The sequence below is a fragment of the Streptomyces sp. NPDC026301 genome, from assembly GCF_055567935.1.
Window position 1 is genome coordinate 1 of record NZ_JBVHPN010000020.1, and the last position, 16,308, is coordinate 16,308.

Consider the following 16,308-nt stretch of genomic DNA (forward strand, 5'->3'; position numbering starts at 1 on the left):
TTGGGAGTGGGAGATCACCGAGCCTGTTGGTTGTCGTCCCCCCCCCCCCCCCCCCCTCCTTCCCTCCTTCCCCCTCCCCCCCCCCCCCCCCCCCCCCCACCACCGCAGCCCGCGAGGGCCAGGCAGAGGGTGAGCGACACCGCTGCGAGAGTTCTGAGACGCCGCACGGCTCACTCCCCGTAGTACGGAAGCGTCGTACCGGGCAGTTCGTACTCGTCGCGGCGGCCGCACATGCCGTAGCCGCCGCGCCGGGTCGGCCCGGCCGACCGGACCCCACCCTCGGCGAGATGCGCCGCGTCGCCCCCGGCGAGCGCGGTCAGCTGGCGCCCCGTGCGCTCGGCGGCGGCCAGCGCGCCTTCGCGCCAGCGCTCCCGCCAGCCGTCGACCTTGGGGGCGACGAGCCGGGCCGCCGCCTCCTGGAAGGCGCGCAGCGGCCCGTCGTCACCGGCCGCCGACGCCGTACGCAGGGTGCGGTACCCCTCGACGGCGAGGTCCCGGCGCTTGCGCGCGGCGGCTTCCGCCCCGGGCCCCTCCTTCGCGGGCAGCGCCGCGGCCGCCGCGTACGCCTCGGGGTCGGCCAGTACATCGGGCGGGAAGGTGAAGACCGCGTCCCCGGCCTCCGGCAGCCCGCCGTTCTGCATCAGTACCGTGACCCGCAGCCCGTCGCCGTTGACCATGCGGTGCACGGTCCCCGGCGTGAACCAGGCGATCACGCCCGGCTCCAGCGGCGTCTCGCGGTAGCCGTCCGCGACGCTCAGCGTCTGTACGGCGCCCCGGCCCCCGGTGACGACGTACGCCTCTGTGCAGGCGAGGTGCAGATGGGGGCTGCCCCCGCACACGCCGTCGGCGGCCTCCCACTCGTAGGCGCTGAGGTGCGAAAGACCGATGCCGCCCGGCAGCGGTGCGTCCATGACCATGACCGGCTCCTTCTCCTACCAGGCCAGCGACTTCAGATGGGCTTCGATGCGGTGCGGATCCCACGCTCCGTCCGCGACCACCACCCGGTACCGGTACGCGAAGGACTCGCCCGGCTCCAGCGCGAACTCCTCGAAGAAGGCCCAGGAGAACGCGACGGACGGGATCGGCTCGGAGCGTACGAACCAGTGCGAGGCATGGACGGCGTCGGCGTTCTCCGGGGCGTGCGCGAAGGCAAGGGTGGCGTGCCCGTCCACGTCGTCGTGCTCGCCGACGACCGCGATCCACGGGTGCTCGGTGACGGGCCTGCCCATCGTCTCCTCGTCGGTGCTCGGGCCGGCCGGGGTCAGCACCTGCGCACCTGTGAAGGCCCGGGGGCCGCGCCACTGCAGCCCGGTGTAGCCCGCCATCTCCCGTCCCGCGGTCGTCGGCGACCCGAAGCGCAGTGCCTCGTCACGGACGTTGGTCAGCTGGATCGACCAGTCCAGCGCGTACGCGCCGGCCTCCGCGTCCACCGAGTGCACCGCGACCGTGCGACGCTCGCGCGCCCACTCCTGGCCGCCGTTCTCGACCCAGGTGAGCAGTTCGGTGAAGTCCAGCCGGTCCTCGGCGGCCTCGAAGGTGTCGAAGCCGTCGTGCCGCATGGAGCCGATCCGCTCGTGGAGCGGGAGGTAACCCTCGCCGTGCACGTAGGAGTTGCCGCCCCAGAAGTTCTGGCCCGACAGGTGGCTCGCGGTCATCTGCAGACCTTTGTGCCAGCGGTGGTCGTTGGGCCGGTAGCCGCTGACCGTGTGCCCCGCGAGGGTGCGCAGCGGGTGCACGTACGGCTTGCGCGCCTCGAAGGCCACCGGGTCGGGGGCGTACACGTAGGACAGCAGCTCGGTGCCGGCGGCGGCGACCCGGATGCGCTCGCCGTGGGTGTGGGTGACGGTGATCGGCGTCGGTGCGCTCATCGCAGCGGTCACTGCTCCTTCGGTGCCCAGTCGGGGTGGTTGCCGTGCATGGCGTGGTAGTACGGGTCGTCCGGGCCGATCTCGCCCGCGCCGACCGGGCGCCCGGTGAACGCCGACTTGTAGAGCGCGGCGAGGAATTCCAGCGTGCGGCGCGCTTCCGTGCCGCTGCCGGGCGGGCGTACGCCCTTCTCCATGGCGTCCAGGAAGCCGTCGAGCTGCGCGGCGTGCGAGCTGGGCACGTCGGCGGCCGGGGTGCGCCAGTGCGCTGTACGCCGCTCGTCCCCGCGGGCGTGTACGGCGGGGGTGTACGCCCAGTCGTCGTTGGAGTGCCCGTACAGATGCGTCAGTTCGACCGTGGCGTCCGCGCAGTCGATGCGGATGCGGCTCACCTCGTCGGGGCTGAGCACGCTGTTCACGACGGTGGCCATGGTGCCGTCGGCGAACCGGACGAGCGCGGTGGAGACGTCCTCGCTCTCCACGTCGTGCACCAGCCGGCCCGCCATCGCCCGCACCTCGGTCCAGTCGCCGAGCAGGTGCAGCAGCAGATCCATCTGGTGGATGCCGTGGCCCATGGTCGGCCCGCCGCCCTCGGTGGCCCACCGGCCGCGCCAGGGGACGGAGTAGTACGCGCGGTCCCGGTACCAGGTGGTCTGGCAGTGCGCGACCAGCGGGCGCCCCAGCTCCCCGGAGCGCAGCAGCTCGCGCGCGTGCACGGCGCCCGAGCCGTACCGGTGCTGGAAGACGACCGAGGCGTACGGACCGCCCGCCGCGCCGTGGTCGTCCGCCGCGCGCTCGTCGCCCTCCGCCGCCGCGATCGCGTCGTACTCGGCGAGCGAGAGACACAGCGGCTTCTCGCACAGCACCCAGGCACCGGCCCGCAGCGCGGCCTCGGCCTGTTCGGCGTGCAGCGCCGGCGGGGTGCCGAGGAGTACCAGGTCCGGGCGCTCGGCGGCGAGCATCCCGGCGAGGTCGCCGTAGCCGTGCACGTCGTCGCCCGCCAGGTCGCGGAAGGCGGTGAGCCGCGCGGGATCGGTGTCGACGGCGGCCACCAACCGTACCCGGCCGTGCAGTTCGCGCAGGGCCGGCAGATGGCTGCCGGTGACGATGCCGCCGGTGCCGACGACCGCGGCACGGACGGGGGCGGAGCGGGCGGTGGTGCCGGTGGTCGGCGGCTGGGCGGGCGGTTCCGCAACGGGCATGCCGTGACAGCTCCCTCGGATAGAAAGCGCTTACCGGCTGGCGACACTAGGCCCGCGCCGCGCGCGGCGACAAGACCCGTGCAGGAACGGAGTTCGGCTGTCCGAACGATGACCGGTGGCCGGAACCGTGCGATGTACGGTCGGCGGCCGGGGCTGCCCTAGGCGCGGCCCTTCTCGCCGCCGCGCCCCCGCTTGGCGAGCGCGCCCTGTGCGGTGGCGAGGAAGCGGGCCGGGCCGCCCGCGCGGAGGGCGGCGCGCGCCGCGTTCGCGCCCGGTGCGCCGTGCACCCCGCCGCCGGGGTGGGCGGACGCCGAGGCGAGGTAGAGGCCGGGGACCGGGGTCTCCGGGCGGCCCGTGCCGGGCAGCGGCCGGAAGATCAGCTGCTGGTGCATGTTGGCGGTGCCGCCGTTGAGCGCGCCGCCGTGCAGATTGCCGTTCGCGGCCTGCAGGGTGGGCGGCGCGAGGACGCGCCGGGCCCGTACGCGGCCGCGGAAGCCGGGCGCGAACCGCTCCACCTGCTCCTCGATGCGGTCGGCCATCGCCTCCTGCTCGCCCGGCCTCCAACGCCCCGTCAGATCGTCCGGCCCCGCGTCCCCCTTCACGGTCTGCGGTACGTGGGTGTACGCCCACGCCGACTCCGTGCCGGCCGGCGAGCGGGTCGCGTCCGCCGTCGTCATCTGGCCGAAGAGCGCGAACGGCCGGTCGGGCACCAGTCCCATCGCGATCTGTGCCGCGAACCGGGTCAACTCATCGACGCCGTCGGCGAGATGGACGGTGCCGGCCCGCGCGGCCTCGGGCGCGGTCCACGGCACCGGGCCGGCCAGCGCCCAGTCGACCTTGAACGTCGCGAAGTCCCACTGGAACCGGCGCAGATCGTCGAAGAGCCGCGCCGGCAGGTGCCCGGCGCCGACCAGCTCCCGGTACAGATCCGGCGCCGCCACGTCCGCCAGTACCGCTCGGTCGGCGGAGACCGTTTCGCCGCCCGCCGTCCGCACGCCCACCGCGCGACCGCCGCGCACGACCACCTCGGTCACCCGTTCCCCGCAGCGCACGGTGCCGCCCCGTTCCGTCAGCCGGGTGACCAGCGCCGCCGTCAGCGCGCCCGACCCGCCGACCGGCACCGGGAAGCCGATCGCCTGCCCGAGCATGGCCAGCAGCCAGCCGTATCCGCCGCTGCCCGCCGCCTCCGGCGCCAGGTCCGCGTGGAGGGCGTTGCCCGCCAGCAGCAGCCGGCCGCCGTCGCCCGCGAACTCCTCCTCACCCAGCCGGCGTACCGGCAGCACCAGGCTGCGGGCCAGCCGGAGCCCGCCGGCGCCGTGCAGCCGGGCCGCCAGCCGGGCCGTGGCCCGCACCGGCGGGAACGGCGTGAACAGCGCCCGCATGATGTCCTCGCCGAGCCGGTCCCAGATGCGGCACAGGTGTTCCCACGCCTCTCCGTCCCCCGCCCCGAACCCCGCCAGCCCGGCCGCGGTCGCCGCCCGGTCGCGGGCCAGCACCGCGCACCTGCCGTCGGTCAGCGGGTGCGCGAGGACGTGCGGCGCGTGGCTCCAGCGCAGGCCGTACCGGTACAGCTCCAGCCCGCGCACGACGGGAGAGGCGGCCGCGAGCGGGTAGAACGCGCTGAAGACGTCGCTGATGTAGTCCGGGTGGACGCCGCGGTCGCTGCGCACGGCGCCGCCGGGCTCGGGCTGCGCCTCCAGTACCGCGACGCTCCAGCCCGCGTCGGCGAGGAGGTTGGCGGCCACCAGGCCGTTGGGTCCCGCGCCGATCACCACCGCGTCGGGCATGTCAGCGCCCCGCCGCGCGCCCGGCCCCGGCCTCCGCCTCCCGGGGCAGCTCCTCGACGACCTTCGCCAGGCGCTTGAGCATGTTGCGGTGGCGCAGCTGGATCAGGGCGTCGAAGGCGAAGTTGTGGAGCAGGCCGCCGTAGCCGCGCAGCGGGTGCTCGTCGAGGATGACCAGCGTCTCCTCGCCCCAGGGCCGGATGTCCAGCGCGATCCGGGCCGAGCCGAACGGGTCGCAGTGCGCCTCCAGCTCCAGCCACCGCGGCGGCTCGTGCCGCCGCACGACGGTACAGCCCGCCAGCTCAAGGCGGCCCAGCCGCAGCGTGTAGCCGATGGAGGAGCCGACGTCCGGCCACTCGCCGTCCTGCGCCTCGGAGCCCGAGGGGCCGACCACCCAGTCGCCGTACCGGGTGCAGTCCTCCAGTACCGCCCATACGGCGGCCGGCTTCCGTGCGATGAGCTGGTGCCGTACGGCCATGTGCACTCCCTGCGGGGCGACGGAAGGAGGTCGAGGGATGATCCGATATGTGTGCATTATGCCCGTCCGGGTACTTGTGGGCCCGACAACCACCGCGGCCCGGTTCGCGGCCGTACGTACGGAGGAGGCGGCCATGGTGCCCCAGGGTGAGGGCGGTGTCGTGGTGATCACCGGTGCGTCCAGCGGCGTCGGGCGGGCGTGCGCGGAGGCGTTCGCCGCACGCGACTGGCACGTCGTGCTCGCCGCGCGGCGCGCCGAGGAGCTCAACGAGGTCGCCCGCCGCTGCCGCCGGCGCGGCAACGGGCGCGCGCTCCCCGTCCCCACCGACGTGACCGACGCCGCCGCCGTGGACCGGCTCGCCCAGGAGGCCGTCGCGGCCTTCGGCCGGATCGACGTCTGGATCAACAACGCCGCCGTCGCCGCCTTCGGCGCGCTCGACGACATCCCGGCCGACGTCTGCCGCAAGGTGATCGACACCGACGTCATGGGCTATGTGTACGGAGCACGCGCCGCGCTCACCGCGATGCGCCGCCAGGGCAGCGGCACCCTGATCAACGTCTCCTCGGTCGTCGGCGTCTCGCCGGTCCCGTACAACGCGCCGTACGCGCTGGCCAAGGCCGCCGTCCGGGCGCTGGGCACCAGCCTGCGCCAGGAACTGTGGCTGGAGGGCCACCGGGACGTGCACGTCTGCACGATGCTGCCCGCCACCATGGACACGCCGTTCTTCCAGAGCTCCGCCAACTACTCGGGCCGCAAGGTCATCCCGATGGCCCCTGTCTACACCCCCGAACGGGCGGCCCGGAAGGCGCTCCGGCTGGTGCGCTCGCCGCGCCGCGAGGCGTACGTCGGCCCCGCAGCCGCCTTCCTGGCCCTCCAGACGAAGCTCGCGCCGCGCCTGATGGAGAAGGGCCTGGCGTACCAGATGAACCGCGCGCACCTGTCCCGCACCGAACACGTCCCGGACACGGTGGGAAGCGTGCCGCACCCACTGCCGGGCGGCGCCGTCCGCGGCGGCTGGGCGGGCGGCCGCCGCACGGCGGGCCGCCGCCTGGCCACGGCGGCGGTGCTGACGGGTGCCGCGTACGCGGCCCTCCGGGCGAGCGGCGGCCGCGCGCCCGGCAGCCGGCGGCTCAGCGCCGCGACTCCGGGATCGCGTCCCCGCAAGGGGCGTCGCTGCGCCCGTAATGGTGCGTGGTGAACATGTAGATCACGCCCGCCAGGACGACGACGCCGCCGCACAGCAGCACGATGTAGTTGTCGTACCAGGCGGCCTCGGGCGTGCGGGCCCAGCAGATGTTGACGATGGCGAAGATGCCGTACGCCAGCGCCCCGGCGTTCACCAGCAGCCCCCAGCGGCCGAGCCGGTACTCGCCGCTCGGCTTCCAGCCCTTCAGCCGGGCGCGCAGCGCGGCCAGCACCACCATCTGGAACGAGCCGTAGATGCCCAGGATCGCGAACGACACGATCTTGGTGAGCGCGTCCGCCGACACCAGCGAGCCGAAGGCGATGATCGCCGGGATGACGGCGGCGACGAAGAGCGCCCAGCCCGGCACCGCCCTGGCGTGCGCGAACTTCCGCAGCAGCCGGTGCCCGACGATCATCTGGTCGCGCGCGTACGAGTAGATCAGCCGGCCGGCCGCCGCCTGGAGGCTGATCGTGCAGGAGAGGAAGGAGATGAGGACCACGGCCATCACCAGCCGCGCCCCGACCTCGCCCAGCGCGTCGTACAGCAGGTGCACGACCGGGTCGGTGTCCTTGCCGGAGATCACCGCGCCGTAGTCGGCGACGGAGAGCAGGAGGGACAGGCAGGTGAAGGTGGCCGCCGCGCCGCCCACGTAGATCGTGCGGCGCATCGCCTTCGGAATCACCCGGCCCGGGTGTTCGACCTCCTCGGCGGTGTCCCCGCACGCCTCGAAGCCGTAGTACTGATAGAAGCCGATGATCGCGGCCCCCAGGAAGACCGGCAGATAGCTGCCGTCGCCCTGAGTCTTGTACGTGTCGAAGATGACGCCGAGGTTGTGCGCGCGGTGCGTGCTCAGCAAGTAGATGCCGACGATCAGCGCGCCGATCAGCTCCGCACCGAAGCCGATCACGGCCGCCGCCGAAAGCGCCTTCGTACCGGCGTAGTTGATCAGCACCGCGACGATGATGAGCACCACCGTGCACAGGACGGTGGTGTGGACCGTGGGTCTGAAGCCGATCAGCAGGGCGATGTAGGGGCCCGCGCCGTACGCCACCGAGGTGATCGTGACCAGCAGCGCCCACATGTAGACCCAGCCGGTCATCCACGCCCAGCGCTTGCCCCACAGGTGCCGGGCCCACGGGTAGACCCCGCCGGCGATCGGGAACTGCGCGACCACCTCGCCGAAGACCAGCGCGACCAGGAACTGCCCGCACCCGGCCAGCACGAACGCCCACACCATCGGCGGGCCGCCCTCGCCGAGCGCCGTGGCGAAGAGGGTGTAGGTGCTGACGACGGGGGAGAGGTAGGTGAAGCCCAGCGCGAAGTTCGCCCACGGGCCCATGTCCTTGCGGAACTCCGAGCCGGGGACGGAGCCGTCGCCGCTCTCGCTCCCGCCGCCGTCCGCGCCGTCCGCCGGGGTGTTCGCCGTGGTCATCACCGGCCGCCTCCGCCCCGCAGCAGGTCCGCCGCCCGTTCGGCCGCCAGCAGCACCGTCACCATCGGGTTGATCGTCGGCATCGTCGGGAAGAGGGAGGCGTCCACCACCCGGATGCCGTCCAGGCCGCGCACCCGCAACTGCGGGTCCAGCACGGCCATCGGATCGTCGGCCGCGCCCATCCGGCAGGTGCCCGCCGGATGGTAGACGGTGTGCGCGACCCGCCGCCCGTACTCGGACAGCGCCGCGTCCGAGGTGACGTCGGGGCCCGGCGCCACCTCCCGCTTCAGCCAGTCCCGCAGCGGTGGCGTCGCCGCCACCTCGCGCGCCACCTTCAGCCCGTCCACGATCGTCTTCTCGTCGTGCCCGTCCGGATCGGTGAAGTACTGGAAATCCAGCGCCGGTTTCTCCGCCGGGTCCGCGCTGCGCAGCCACATCCGGCCCACGGACCGGGCGCGCGGCACGTTCGGCGTCATGCACACGCCGTGCCCCACCACCGGATAGCCCAGCCGCTCCGTATTGACGGTGAACGGCACCTGGTAGAAGTGGAACATCAGGTCCGGGCGCGGCCCGCCGTCCGGGTCGCGGCGCAGGAACAGGCCCGCGTCGGAGTCCATCGCCGAGTTCGGCGGCAGCGGCCCGTCCGTCTCCCAGACGATCACCGACTCCGGGTGGTCCAGCAGGTTCTCGCCCACCCCCGGCAGGTTGGCGCGTACCCCGATGCCCAGCTCGCGCAGCCGGTCCGCCGGGCCGATGCCGGAGAGCATCAGCAGCCGCGGCGTGTCGATCGCGCCCGCGCACAGCAGCAGCTCCCGCTCAGCGCGCAGCGTCGCCTCGCGCCCGTCCTTGTCCCGCACCCGCACGCACGTCATCCGGCCGTCCCCGTCCGGCACCACCTCGTGCGCCCAGGTCTCCAGCCGCAGCGTCAGGTTCGGCCGGTCCAGGACGGGGTGCAGATACGCCACCGACGCGGACGACCGCTTGTTGCCCTCCGCCTCGTACGCCAGCGAGAAGAACCCCACCCCGTCGGCGAACGGCCGGGCGTTGAAGTCCTCGACCACCGGCACGCCCAGCGCGGACGCCGCGGCCGTCACGAAGTCCTTCGCGATCGGATTGCGGTCCTGCTCCGCCACCGGGACGATGCGGTTCTGCAGCCGGTCGCGGTACGGCAGTACCGTCGCGGCGTCCCAGCCGGTACAGCCCAGCGCCGCCCACTCGTCCATGTCCTCCGGCAGCGGCAGAAAGCTGATCAGGGTGTTGTGCGAGGAACAGCCGCCGAGCACGCGCGCCCGTGAGTGCAGGATGTGCGAGTTGCCGCGCGGCTGCTCCACGGTCGTGTAGCCGTAGTCGTACTCCGAGTCCAGCAGGTTGATCCAATTGCGCAGCCGCAGGATCTTCTCGTCGCCCACGTCGCTGGGCCCGCCCTCGACCACGCACACCCGGCAGTCGGGATCCTCGGTCAGCCGCGCGGCCAGTACACAGCCCGCCGTGCCGCCGCCCACGATGACGTAGTCGTACGCCGCCTCGTCCGCCATGCCCCGCTCCTCGGTCGCTCCGGTCGCCACGCCCGCGCCTCAGCCCTTGAACCAGCCGGAAGGGGCCGGCCTGAGGTTCTGGTAGATGTGCTTGGCCTCCTGGTACTCGCGCAGCCCCGTCGGCCCCAGCTCCCGCCCGACGCCGGAGTGGCCGAAGCCGCCCCACTCGGCCTGCGGCACGTACGGGTGGAAGTCGTTGATCCAGACCGTGCCGTGCCGCAGCCGCTGCGCCACCCGCTGCGCCCGGCTCGCGTCACTGGTCCACACCGCCCCGGCCAGCCCGTACTTCGTGTCGTTGGCCAGCTCGACGGCCTCCTCCTCGTCCCGGAACCGCTCGACCGTGACCACCGGGCCGAACACCTCCTCCTGCACGATCCGCATCGACCGGTCGCAGTCGGCGTAGATCGTCGGCAGCACGAAGAAGCCGCGGGAGAGCTCGGGGTCGTCCGGGCGGCGCCCGCCGCACACCAGCCGTGCGCCCTCGTCACGAGCGACCTCCAGATAGCTCTCGACCTTCTCGCGGTGCTCCGCGGAGCTGAGCGGCCCGCTCTCGGTCTCCTCCTTCATGCCGTTGCCGAGCCGGATGCGCCGCGCCCGGTCGGCCAGCGCCTCGACGAACCGGTCGTACAGGCCGTCCTGGACGAGCAGCCGCGACCCGGCCGAACACACCTGACCCGAGTGCAGGAAGGCCGCGTCCAGCGCGTAGTCCACCGCCGCGTCGAAGTCGGCGTCCTCGAAGACCACGTTGGGGTTCTTGCCGCCCAGCTCCAGCGCGATGTTCTTCACGTCCGCCGCGGCGCCCGCCATGATCGTGCGGCCGGTGGCCAGCCCGCCCGTGAAGGACACCAGGTCCACGTCCGGGTGCTGCGTCATCGCGGCACCGACCGTCGACCCCGGACCGAGGACCAGGTTCGCCACCCCGGGCGGCGCCCCCGCCTCCTCCAGCAGCCGGAACAGGATGACCGTCGTCAGCGGCGTCGTCTCGCTCGGCTTCAGCACGAAGGTATTGCCCGCCGCGAGCGCGGGGGCCACCTTCCAGGTCGCCTGGAGCAGCGGATAGTTCCACGGCGCGATCAGCGCGCACACGCCGACCGGCTGGTACACCACCCGGCTCAGCACGTCCGGGCCGACGTCCACCACCCGCCCGCCGTCCTTGTCGGCGATCTCGGCGAAGTAGCGGAAGGCGTTCGCGATGTCCTCCACATCGAGCCGCGACTCCGCGATCGTCTTGCCGGTGTCCTGCGTCTCGGTGCGGGCGATGTCCTCCAGGTCGCGCAGCAGCAGCTCGTACACCCGGTGCAGCACGTCGGCGCGGCGCCGGGTCGGGGCGTTCGCCCAATCCCCCTGGTCGAAGGCGCGCCGGGCCGCCCGTACCGCCCGGTCGACGTCCGTACCGTCCGCGTCGTCGACGGTCGTCACCACGGAAGCGTCGAACGGATTGACCACATCACGCCGGCCGCCCGCCGCCGCCTCCGTCCACTCACCGTCGATGTACAGGTCAGCCATCTGCTGGTCTCCTCGCTCCCCGTGTCTTGGGGGCCGTACGCCGGGCCATGGACCCGCACCATCGTCCTGAGTCGACGGCGGCGCGCGGCGGGGCGCACCGAAGGACCCTGCCCAGGGCGGGGAAAGTGACTCGGTCGGGCTAAGCAGGCTCGCGACGGGGAGCGGCGTCCGGCCGAGTACTGGTGAGCCGCCCCCGGCGCGGTGCGCGGGCCGGGCGCCAGGTGGCGACCAGGGCGCCGGCCAGCAGCAGCTCGGCGAGGTCGCCGCCGTAGTACATCAGTTCGGCGCCGCCCCGCACCTGGTCGACCGGCGCGTGCACGCCGATGAGGAACCCGCCGTACAGGAGCTGGGAGAGCGTCGCGTGGAGGGCGACGGCCACGCCCAGGAGGACCAGCCGGGCCGGCACGCCCGGCCGCGCGGGGGCGGGGTCCGGCCCCGCCACGACCCAGGCGAACAGGCAGCCCGAGAGCAGGAAGTGCGCGTGCACCAGCCAGTGCAGCGCGGGGCGCCCGGCGGTCGCGTCGTACAGCGGGGTGCCGTACAGGAGGGCCAGCGAGCCGGTACTCAGCAGCAGCGCGGTCACCGGATGGGCCACCAGTCGCAGCGGGCGGCTGTGCAGCAGGCCGGTCAGCCGCCGGGCGCGGCGGGGCGGCAGCGCCCGCAGCAGCAGCGTCACCGGCGCCCCGAGGACCAGCGCGAGCGGCGCGTACATCCCGATCAGCAGGTGCTGGGCCATGTGACCGCGGAAGTCCGCGTGCGCGAAAGCGCCCAGCGGCGGCAGCAGCGCCCCGGCCACCACCGCACACCCCGTCACGAAACTCGCCGTACGCCACGGGCTCCAGCCTCGCGCGGAGCCGCGCCGGGCGGCCCGGCGGACGAGCAGCAGGTAGCCGACGGCGAGCAGCACCAGCGCGGCCACGGCTGCCGCCGTCGGGAGCGGGCCGCCGGGCAGCGGGTGCGCGCCCGGAGTGTGGTGCTCATGACCACCCATCAGGACACCCGCCCGCGACGGCCGGCGACTGCCTCGTCGGGGGCGAACGCCCGGCCGCCGCGCTGCAGCGCCCAGCCCCCGAGGAGCAGCAGCGCGCCCAGTACCAGGAAGCCGACGTCCCACCAGACCTGGTACGGCCCGCCGTGCACGTGGTGGATGCCGAGGACCTGATGGTCCAGCAGCCCCTCGACGAGGTTGAACAGCCCCCAGCCCGCCAGCACCCAGCCCCACAGCACCCGCGAGCCCCACACCCGCCGCCGGCCGTGCGTGACCCGGGAGTACAGCAGGGCCAGCCCGATGAGCACCGCGAGCCAGCAGACGGTGTGGAAGATGCCGTCCCACACGGTGTTCATCCGCAGCCCGGACACCGTGTGCGGCGAGTAGTACTGCACGCCGATGCGGTCGGTGTTCGTGCTGGTCAGCATGTGGTGCCACTGCAGGAGCTGGTGCAGCAGGATGCCGTCGACGAACCCGCCGAGGCCCACGCCCAGCACGATCCCCGGCAGCCGGATGCTGCGGGGGGACGGGCCGGCCCGTACCTCGTCCGTGGTGGTGGCCATGCGGTCGCTCCTTCCGGTCCGACGCCTCTTCCCCCGGTCCCGGTACCGGTTCCCGCGCGCGGCCGTCCGTCACCCGGCCGCCGGGGAGCGGTCCACCATCCGCAGCACGGCCCGCACCCGCTCCTCGACCGGCGCGCGCTCCAGCTCGATGGGCTCGTAGCCGTACTCCGCGTACGTCTCGACCATCACCCGGCACGTACGCTCCGCCTCCTCCGGGGACTGCTTCCGCTCGGCGTCCGCCGCGTAGATCTCCGGCCAGAAGGGGGCGACGTACACCTGGCGGTGGTAGCGGTACGTCTGCGCGGCGGCATGCACATGGGCCGGTACCGGGAGCCCCTGCAACCGGAGGTAGCCGACGACGTCGGGGAGGCCGCGGTCGAAGAAGACGGGGCCGGGGGACTGCTCGCAGGCGTTCGAGTGGCCCTGTGGCTGCGCCGCGAGCCGGTACGAGCGCAGCTCCCAGCACAGCATCAGCTCGGCGAACAGCTCCGGATCGGCCCAGGGCAGGCCGCGCCCGCCGACGGCGACCTGATCCCGGATCACGCCCCGGCCCGCCTCCTCGGACCGGGCGTACCCGAGCGCCGCCAGCCGGTCGATGAGCGTGCTCTTGCCGGCGCCGGGGCCGCCGGTGAGGACGATGAAGGGGCGGGACATGAGGACTCCCTGTGTGTTCGGGGCGCGTTCGGGGCGCGTTCGTGGTGTGTTCCGAGTGCGTTTCGGGGTGCGGTTCGCGTAGGGTGCGAGCGGAGGTGGATCTTCGTGTCGCACGAGCAGGACGAGCTGTTCGCGGCGGTCGACGCGCTGCTGGAGGAGAGCGCCGCGCTCGACGCGCTGCCGGAGCCCGAGGAGCGCAAACGGCTGCGCGAGGCCGGGGGGATGAGCCAGGGGGACGTCGCCCGTGCCCTGCGGGTGCGCCGCGAGACGGTGACCGCCTGGGAGGCGGGACGGACAGAGCCGCGCCCCCCGAAGCGCGCTGCGTACCTGCGCCTCCTGGAGGGGCTGGCGGCGCGCTATCCGGCACCGGTCGCCGAGCCGGCGCCGGCGCCGACACCCATGGTGCAGCCGGTCGCCGAGACGGTCGTTGAGCCGGTCGCCGAGACGGTCGCGGAAGTACCCGCGCCCGCGTCTCCGGCCCAGGCTCCGAAGCAGACGGTACCCCCCACCCCGCGCCCGGCCGCGCCCCGCCCCCCGAAGCCGTCCGCCGCGCCCGCGCGCCCGGTGTCCGCCGCCCCCGCACGCCGGACGCCGACCGTGCCCGCACGCCCCGCCGCCACCGACGGCCGCTACGCGCACGGTCCCCTCGCCGTCCTCGACGGGGACGGCGCGGCGTACTGCGTCGGCGGGCTGGTCCTGGACTGCCCGGCCGAGGACGTGGCGTCGCTGGCCGCGTGGGCGCTGACCGAGGCGCGGCTCGGCGCCGAGCGGCTGCACCGCCACGGCCGGGACGCCGACCCGCTGCTCGTCCTCACCGCCGCGGCCGCCGAACGCCTCGGCCTCCCCGCCGAGCTGGCGGACCGCCGCGGCCTGCGGCTCCCCGACGACCACCCGGCCGTACGGAAGCTGACCCGCGCCAAGTGGAAGCTGACGCAGCGCGGCTTCGGGCCCTGGGCCCGCGTCTACCGGCCCGTGACGGGCGGCCGCCGCCAGTGCGTCCAGCTCGCGGTCCTCCCGTGGGGCGCCCTCGACGCCCGCTCCTGGGGCCACGCCGACCGGCTCCCGCCCGCGGAACTCGCCGACGCGCTCGGCACGTACGCCACCCGCGTCCTCACCCCGCGCGGCTCCACCGCCGTCTCGGGCCTGGAGCTGATGACCGCGCTGCGCCCGCCGACCCGCGCGGTGAAGGACGAGGCGACCGGCACGTACGTCTCCGGGCCGAACCCCGGCTCGCTCACCACCGCCGTGGATCCCGCGCCCCCCGAGGCCCCCGACGAGCACCCGGTCGTCGCCCAGCTCTACCCGCGCGGCCACCAGCGCACCCCGGACCAGGTCCTCGACGAGGAGGCGTACGACTGGATCCGGGACCCGGAGCTGCTGACCGACGCCGAGTGCGCGCGGCCGTACGCGGTCGGCATCGACGTCAACATGGCGTTCGCCGCGGCCGCCAACCGCCTCACGGTCGGCCTCGGCGAGCCCGTGCACGTCACGGCTCCGGCCTTCGACAAGACGCTGCCCGGCAGCTGGCTCGTCGACCTCTCGGGCCTCGACCTCGACCCGCGGCTGCCCAGCCCGTTCACCCCGCACGGCGCCCGTCCCGAGGGCCCGGCCTGGTACGCCACGCCGACCGTCGCGTACGCCGCGGAGCTCGGCCACCCGGTACGGCCCGCCGAGGCGTACGTGCGGCCCGACCGCGGCGCCTACCTCGACGCCTGGTACACCCGGCTGCGCGACGCCTACCTCGCCACCATGGAGGGCCTCGGCGTCACCACGGGCATGGCGGCGCCCGACTTCCTCGCCGCGATGGCGGCGGCGGAGCAGCACAAGCAGGCCGATCCCGGGCCGGCCGCCGTCCTCTCGGCGGTCAAGGCGACGGTCAAGGGCGGCATCGGCAAGCTGCGCGAGCGCCCGCAGGGCGCCAAGTACCGGCCCGGCGAGCGCTGGCCCGCACTGGAACGGCCGACCTGGCGCCCCGACATCCGCGCCGCGGTCATCTCCGCCGCGCGGGTGAACATGCACCGCAAGATGCTCAAGATGGCGGCCACCGCCGGCCTGTACCCGGTCGCGGTGCTCTCCGACTGCGCCGTCTACCTCTCCGACGGGCCGTCACCGCTGGACTTCCTGCCGTACACGCCCGACGGCAAGCCGGCCCCCGGCACCTTCCGGCTGGGCGTCAGCCCCGGCATGGTCAAGCACGAGGGCACCCAGTCGCTGGTGTGGGCGGTCGAACTGCTCGACCAGGGCCACAACCCCGCCCGGCACATCAAGGGCACCGACGCGGCCGCCGACGGCGAGTAGGAGGAGCACACGATGGGTCTCTTCGGCGACAGCCTGGACGCGGCAGCGCAGGCCACCTTCACCCGGCCGATCCCGAAATCGGCCAAGGCGCAGATGACGTTCCTGGTCAAGCAGGCCAAGGGCTCGACGAGGGCGGTGGCGGAACGGCTCGGCGTCTCGCAGCGGACCGTGGAGCGCTATGTGAAGGGCCAGCTCAAGCGGCCGCGCGCGGAACTCGCCGGGCGGCTGCGGGACGAAGTACGCCGCCACTGGCAGCCGCGCGTGCGCGAGCGGGCCAGGAAGCAGGCGGCGACCACCGGCGGCATCGTCATCGAGACCCGCGCCCGCTTCGGCTTCACCGCCGCGCCCGGCAGCACCGACGACAGCCGGCTGCGGCTGATCACCCAGCAGCTCCCCCCGGCCTACGCCGCCCGGCTCTTCGACGCCCAGGACGCCGGCGCCACCGAGCAGCAGCTCCGCGACATCGCCGCCGAGGGCCTCCAGGAGATCTACTTCAAGGACCGCGGCCGCCGCGCCGACGGCCTCCAGGTCGAATTCACCGACATCGACTACGTCGAGACGGATTACTGACACGTCGGGACCACTCCATACGGACCAGTCCGGCGGGCGGGCCGCGGCCCGGGCAGGTGAGGCTGGGTATCCGATCACCCGCTTCGGAAGGTGCTGTACCCATGCGAGGGCATCAGCGAGACGAGAACGACGACGGCAGCGGTGGAGCGAGCGTCGGTAGGGGCGCCAGTGCCGGTGCCGGTGCCGGTGCAGGCGCTGGGGCCGGGGCTGGAGCCGGGGCCGGGGCCGGTGCGGGCACCGGCGGCAG

14 protein-coding genes are annotated in these 16,308 nt (G+C 74.1%); 3 read left to right on the forward strand and 11 right to left on the reverse strand.

Annotation, left to right across the window (positions count from 1 at the left end):
* Positions 1–170: 170 nt before the first annotated feature.
* From ACZ4MH_RS28695 to ACZ4MH_RS28715, 5 genes are all read right to left on the reverse strand, one after another.
* A complete protein-coding gene (locus tag ACZ4MH_RS28695; RefSeq protein ID WP_351601175.1) occupies positions 171–917 on the reverse strand; it encodes a cupin domain-containing protein in 747 nt (248 codons plus the stop codon).
* A gap of 15 nt (positions 918–932) precedes the next feature.
* Positions 933–1,868, reverse strand: coding sequence for a DUF6807 domain-containing protein (locus ACZ4MH_RS28700; protein WP_351601172.1), 936 nt, complete (start codon positions 1,866–1,868; stop codon positions 933–935).
* 8 nt (positions 1,869–1,876) lie between these two features.
* Complete coding sequence (locus ACZ4MH_RS28705) at positions 1,877–3,067, reverse strand: Gfo/Idh/MocA family protein (RefSeq protein ID WP_351601169.1); 1,191 nt, start codon at positions 3,065–3,067, stop codon at positions 1,877–1,879.
* A 158-nt stretch (positions 3,068–3,225) separates the two neighbouring features.
* Positions 3,226–4,854, reverse strand: a complete 1,629-nt coding sequence (locus tag ACZ4MH_RS28710) for a phytoene desaturase family protein (RefSeq protein WP_351601166.1) — start codon at positions 4,852–4,854, stop codon at positions 3,226–3,228.
* A gap of 1 nt (position 4,855) precedes the next feature.
* Positions 4,856–5,329, reverse strand: a complete 474-nt coding sequence (locus ACZ4MH_RS28715) for an SRPBCC family protein (protein ID WP_351601163.1) — start codon at positions 5,327–5,329, stop codon at positions 4,856–4,858.
* Positions 5,330–5,462: 133 nt separating this feature from the next.
* Between ACZ4MH_RS28715 and ACZ4MH_RS28720 the strand changes: the two genes are divergently transcribed.
* Complete coding sequence (locus ACZ4MH_RS28720; protein WP_467754755.1) at positions 5,463–6,527, forward strand: SDR family oxidoreductase; 1,065 nt, start codon at positions 5,463–5,465, stop codon at positions 6,525–6,527.
* Here the strand turns inward: ACZ4MH_RS28720 and ACZ4MH_RS28725 are convergent.
* The 6 genes from ACZ4MH_RS28725 to ACZ4MH_RS28750 all read right to left on the reverse strand — a co-directional run bounded on the left by ACZ4MH_RS28725 (position 6,460) and on the right by ACZ4MH_RS28750 (position 13,193).
* Positions 6,460–7,947, reverse strand: coding sequence for an APC family permease (locus ACZ4MH_RS28725; RefSeq protein ID WP_351600388.1), 1,488 nt, complete (start codon positions 7,945–7,947; stop codon positions 6,460–6,462). The two genes, ACZ4MH_RS28720 and ACZ4MH_RS28725, sit on opposite strands and share 68 nt — an antisense overlap.
* Positions 7,947–9,482, reverse strand: coding sequence for a GMC family oxidoreductase (locus tag ACZ4MH_RS28730; RefSeq protein WP_351600390.1), 1,536 nt, complete (start codon positions 9,480–9,482; stop codon positions 7,947–7,949). The genes ACZ4MH_RS28725 and ACZ4MH_RS28730 overlap by 1 nt, the downstream gene beginning before the upstream one ends.
* A gap of 39 nt (positions 9,483–9,521) precedes the next feature.
* Positions 9,522–10,988 carry an aldehyde dehydrogenase family protein gene (locus ACZ4MH_RS28735; protein WP_351600387.1) on the reverse strand — a complete coding sequence of 489 codons (1,467 nt, stop codon included), beginning with the start codon at positions 10,986–10,988 and terminating at the stop codon, positions 9,522–9,524.
* Between the two features lie 139 nt (positions 10,989–11,127).
* Positions 11,128–11,979, reverse strand: coding sequence for a cytochrome c oxidase assembly protein (locus ACZ4MH_RS28740; protein WP_351600386.1), 852 nt, complete (start codon positions 11,977–11,979; stop codon positions 11,128–11,130).
* The gene (locus ACZ4MH_RS28745) at positions 11,979–12,539 is read right to left on the reverse strand and encodes a DUF2243 domain-containing protein (RefSeq protein WP_351600384.1); all 561 of its coding nucleotides are present in this window, start codon (positions 12,537–12,539) and stop codon (positions 11,979–11,981) included. The genes ACZ4MH_RS28740 and ACZ4MH_RS28745 overlap by 1 nt, the downstream gene beginning before the upstream one ends.
* Before the next feature lie 69 nt (positions 12,540–12,608).
* Positions 12,609–13,193, reverse strand: coding sequence for an AAA family ATPase (locus ACZ4MH_RS28750; protein WP_351600382.1), 585 nt, complete (start codon positions 13,191–13,193; stop codon positions 12,609–12,611).
* Between the two features lie 105 nt (positions 13,194–13,298).
* On the opposite strand from ACZ4MH_RS28750, the gene tap reads away from it, so the two are divergent.
* A complete protein-coding gene (gene tap / locus ACZ4MH_RS28755) occupies positions 13,299–15,491 on the forward strand; it encodes a telomere-associated protein Tap (protein WP_351600380.1) in 2,193 nt (730 codons plus the stop codon).
* A gap of 12 nt (positions 15,492–15,503) precedes the next feature.
* Positions 15,504–16,061, forward strand: a complete 558-nt coding sequence (gene tpg, locus ACZ4MH_RS28760; RefSeq protein WP_351600378.1) for a telomere-protecting terminal protein Tpg — start codon at positions 15,504–15,506, stop codon at positions 16,059–16,061.
* Positions 16,062–16,308: the final 247 nt, after the last annotated feature.

Coding starts and splice junctions, on each gene's coding strand:
- ACZ4MH_RS28705 (WP_351601169.1), bottom strand. CDS start 3,067: ATGCCCGTTGCGGAACCGCCCGCCCAGCCGCCGACCACCGGCACCACC.
- ACZ4MH_RS28730 (WP_351600390.1), bottom strand. CDS start 9,482: ATGGCGGACGAGGCGGCGTACGACTACGTCATCGTGGGCGGCGGCACG.
- ACZ4MH_RS28710 (WP_351601166.1), bottom strand. CDS start 4,854: ATGCCCGACGCGGTGGTGATCGGCGCGGGACCCAACGGCCTGGTGGCC.
- ACZ4MH_RS28740 (WP_351600386.1), bottom strand. CDS start 11,979: ATGGGTGGTCATGAGCACCACACTCCGGGCGCGCACCCGCTGCCCGGC.
- ACZ4MH_RS28715 (WP_351601163.1), bottom strand. CDS start 5,329: ATGGCCGTACGGCACCAGCTCATCGCACGGAAGCCGGCCGCCGTATGG.
- ACZ4MH_RS28725 (WP_351600388.1), bottom strand. CDS start 7,947: ATGACCACGGCGAACACCCCGGCGGACGGCGCGGACGGCGGCGGGAGC.
- ACZ4MH_RS28700 (WP_351601172.1), bottom strand. CDS start 1,868: ATGAGCGCACCGACGCCGATCACCGTCACCCACACCCACGGCGAGCGC.
- ACZ4MH_RS28720 (WP_467754755.1), top strand. CDS start 5,463: ATGGTGCCCCAGGGTGAGGGCGGTGTCGTGGTGATCACCGGTGCGTCC.
- ACZ4MH_RS28695 (WP_351601175.1), bottom strand. CDS start 917: ATGGTCATGGACGCACCGCTGCCGGGCGGCATCGGTCTTTCGCACCTC.
- tpg (WP_351600378.1), top strand. CDS start 15,504: ATGGGTCTCTTCGGCGACAGCCTGGACGCGGCAGCGCAGGCCACCTTC.
- ACZ4MH_RS28750 (WP_351600382.1), bottom strand. CDS start 13,193: ATGTCCCGCCCCTTCATCGTCCTCACCGGCGGCCCCGGCGCCGGCAAG.
- ACZ4MH_RS28735 (WP_351600387.1), bottom strand. CDS start 10,988: ATGGCTGACCTGTACATCGACGGTGAGTGGACGGAGGCGGCGGCGGGC.
- ACZ4MH_RS28745 (WP_351600384.1), bottom strand. CDS start 12,539: ATGGCCACCACCACGGACGAGGTACGGGCCGGCCCGTCCCCCCGCAGC.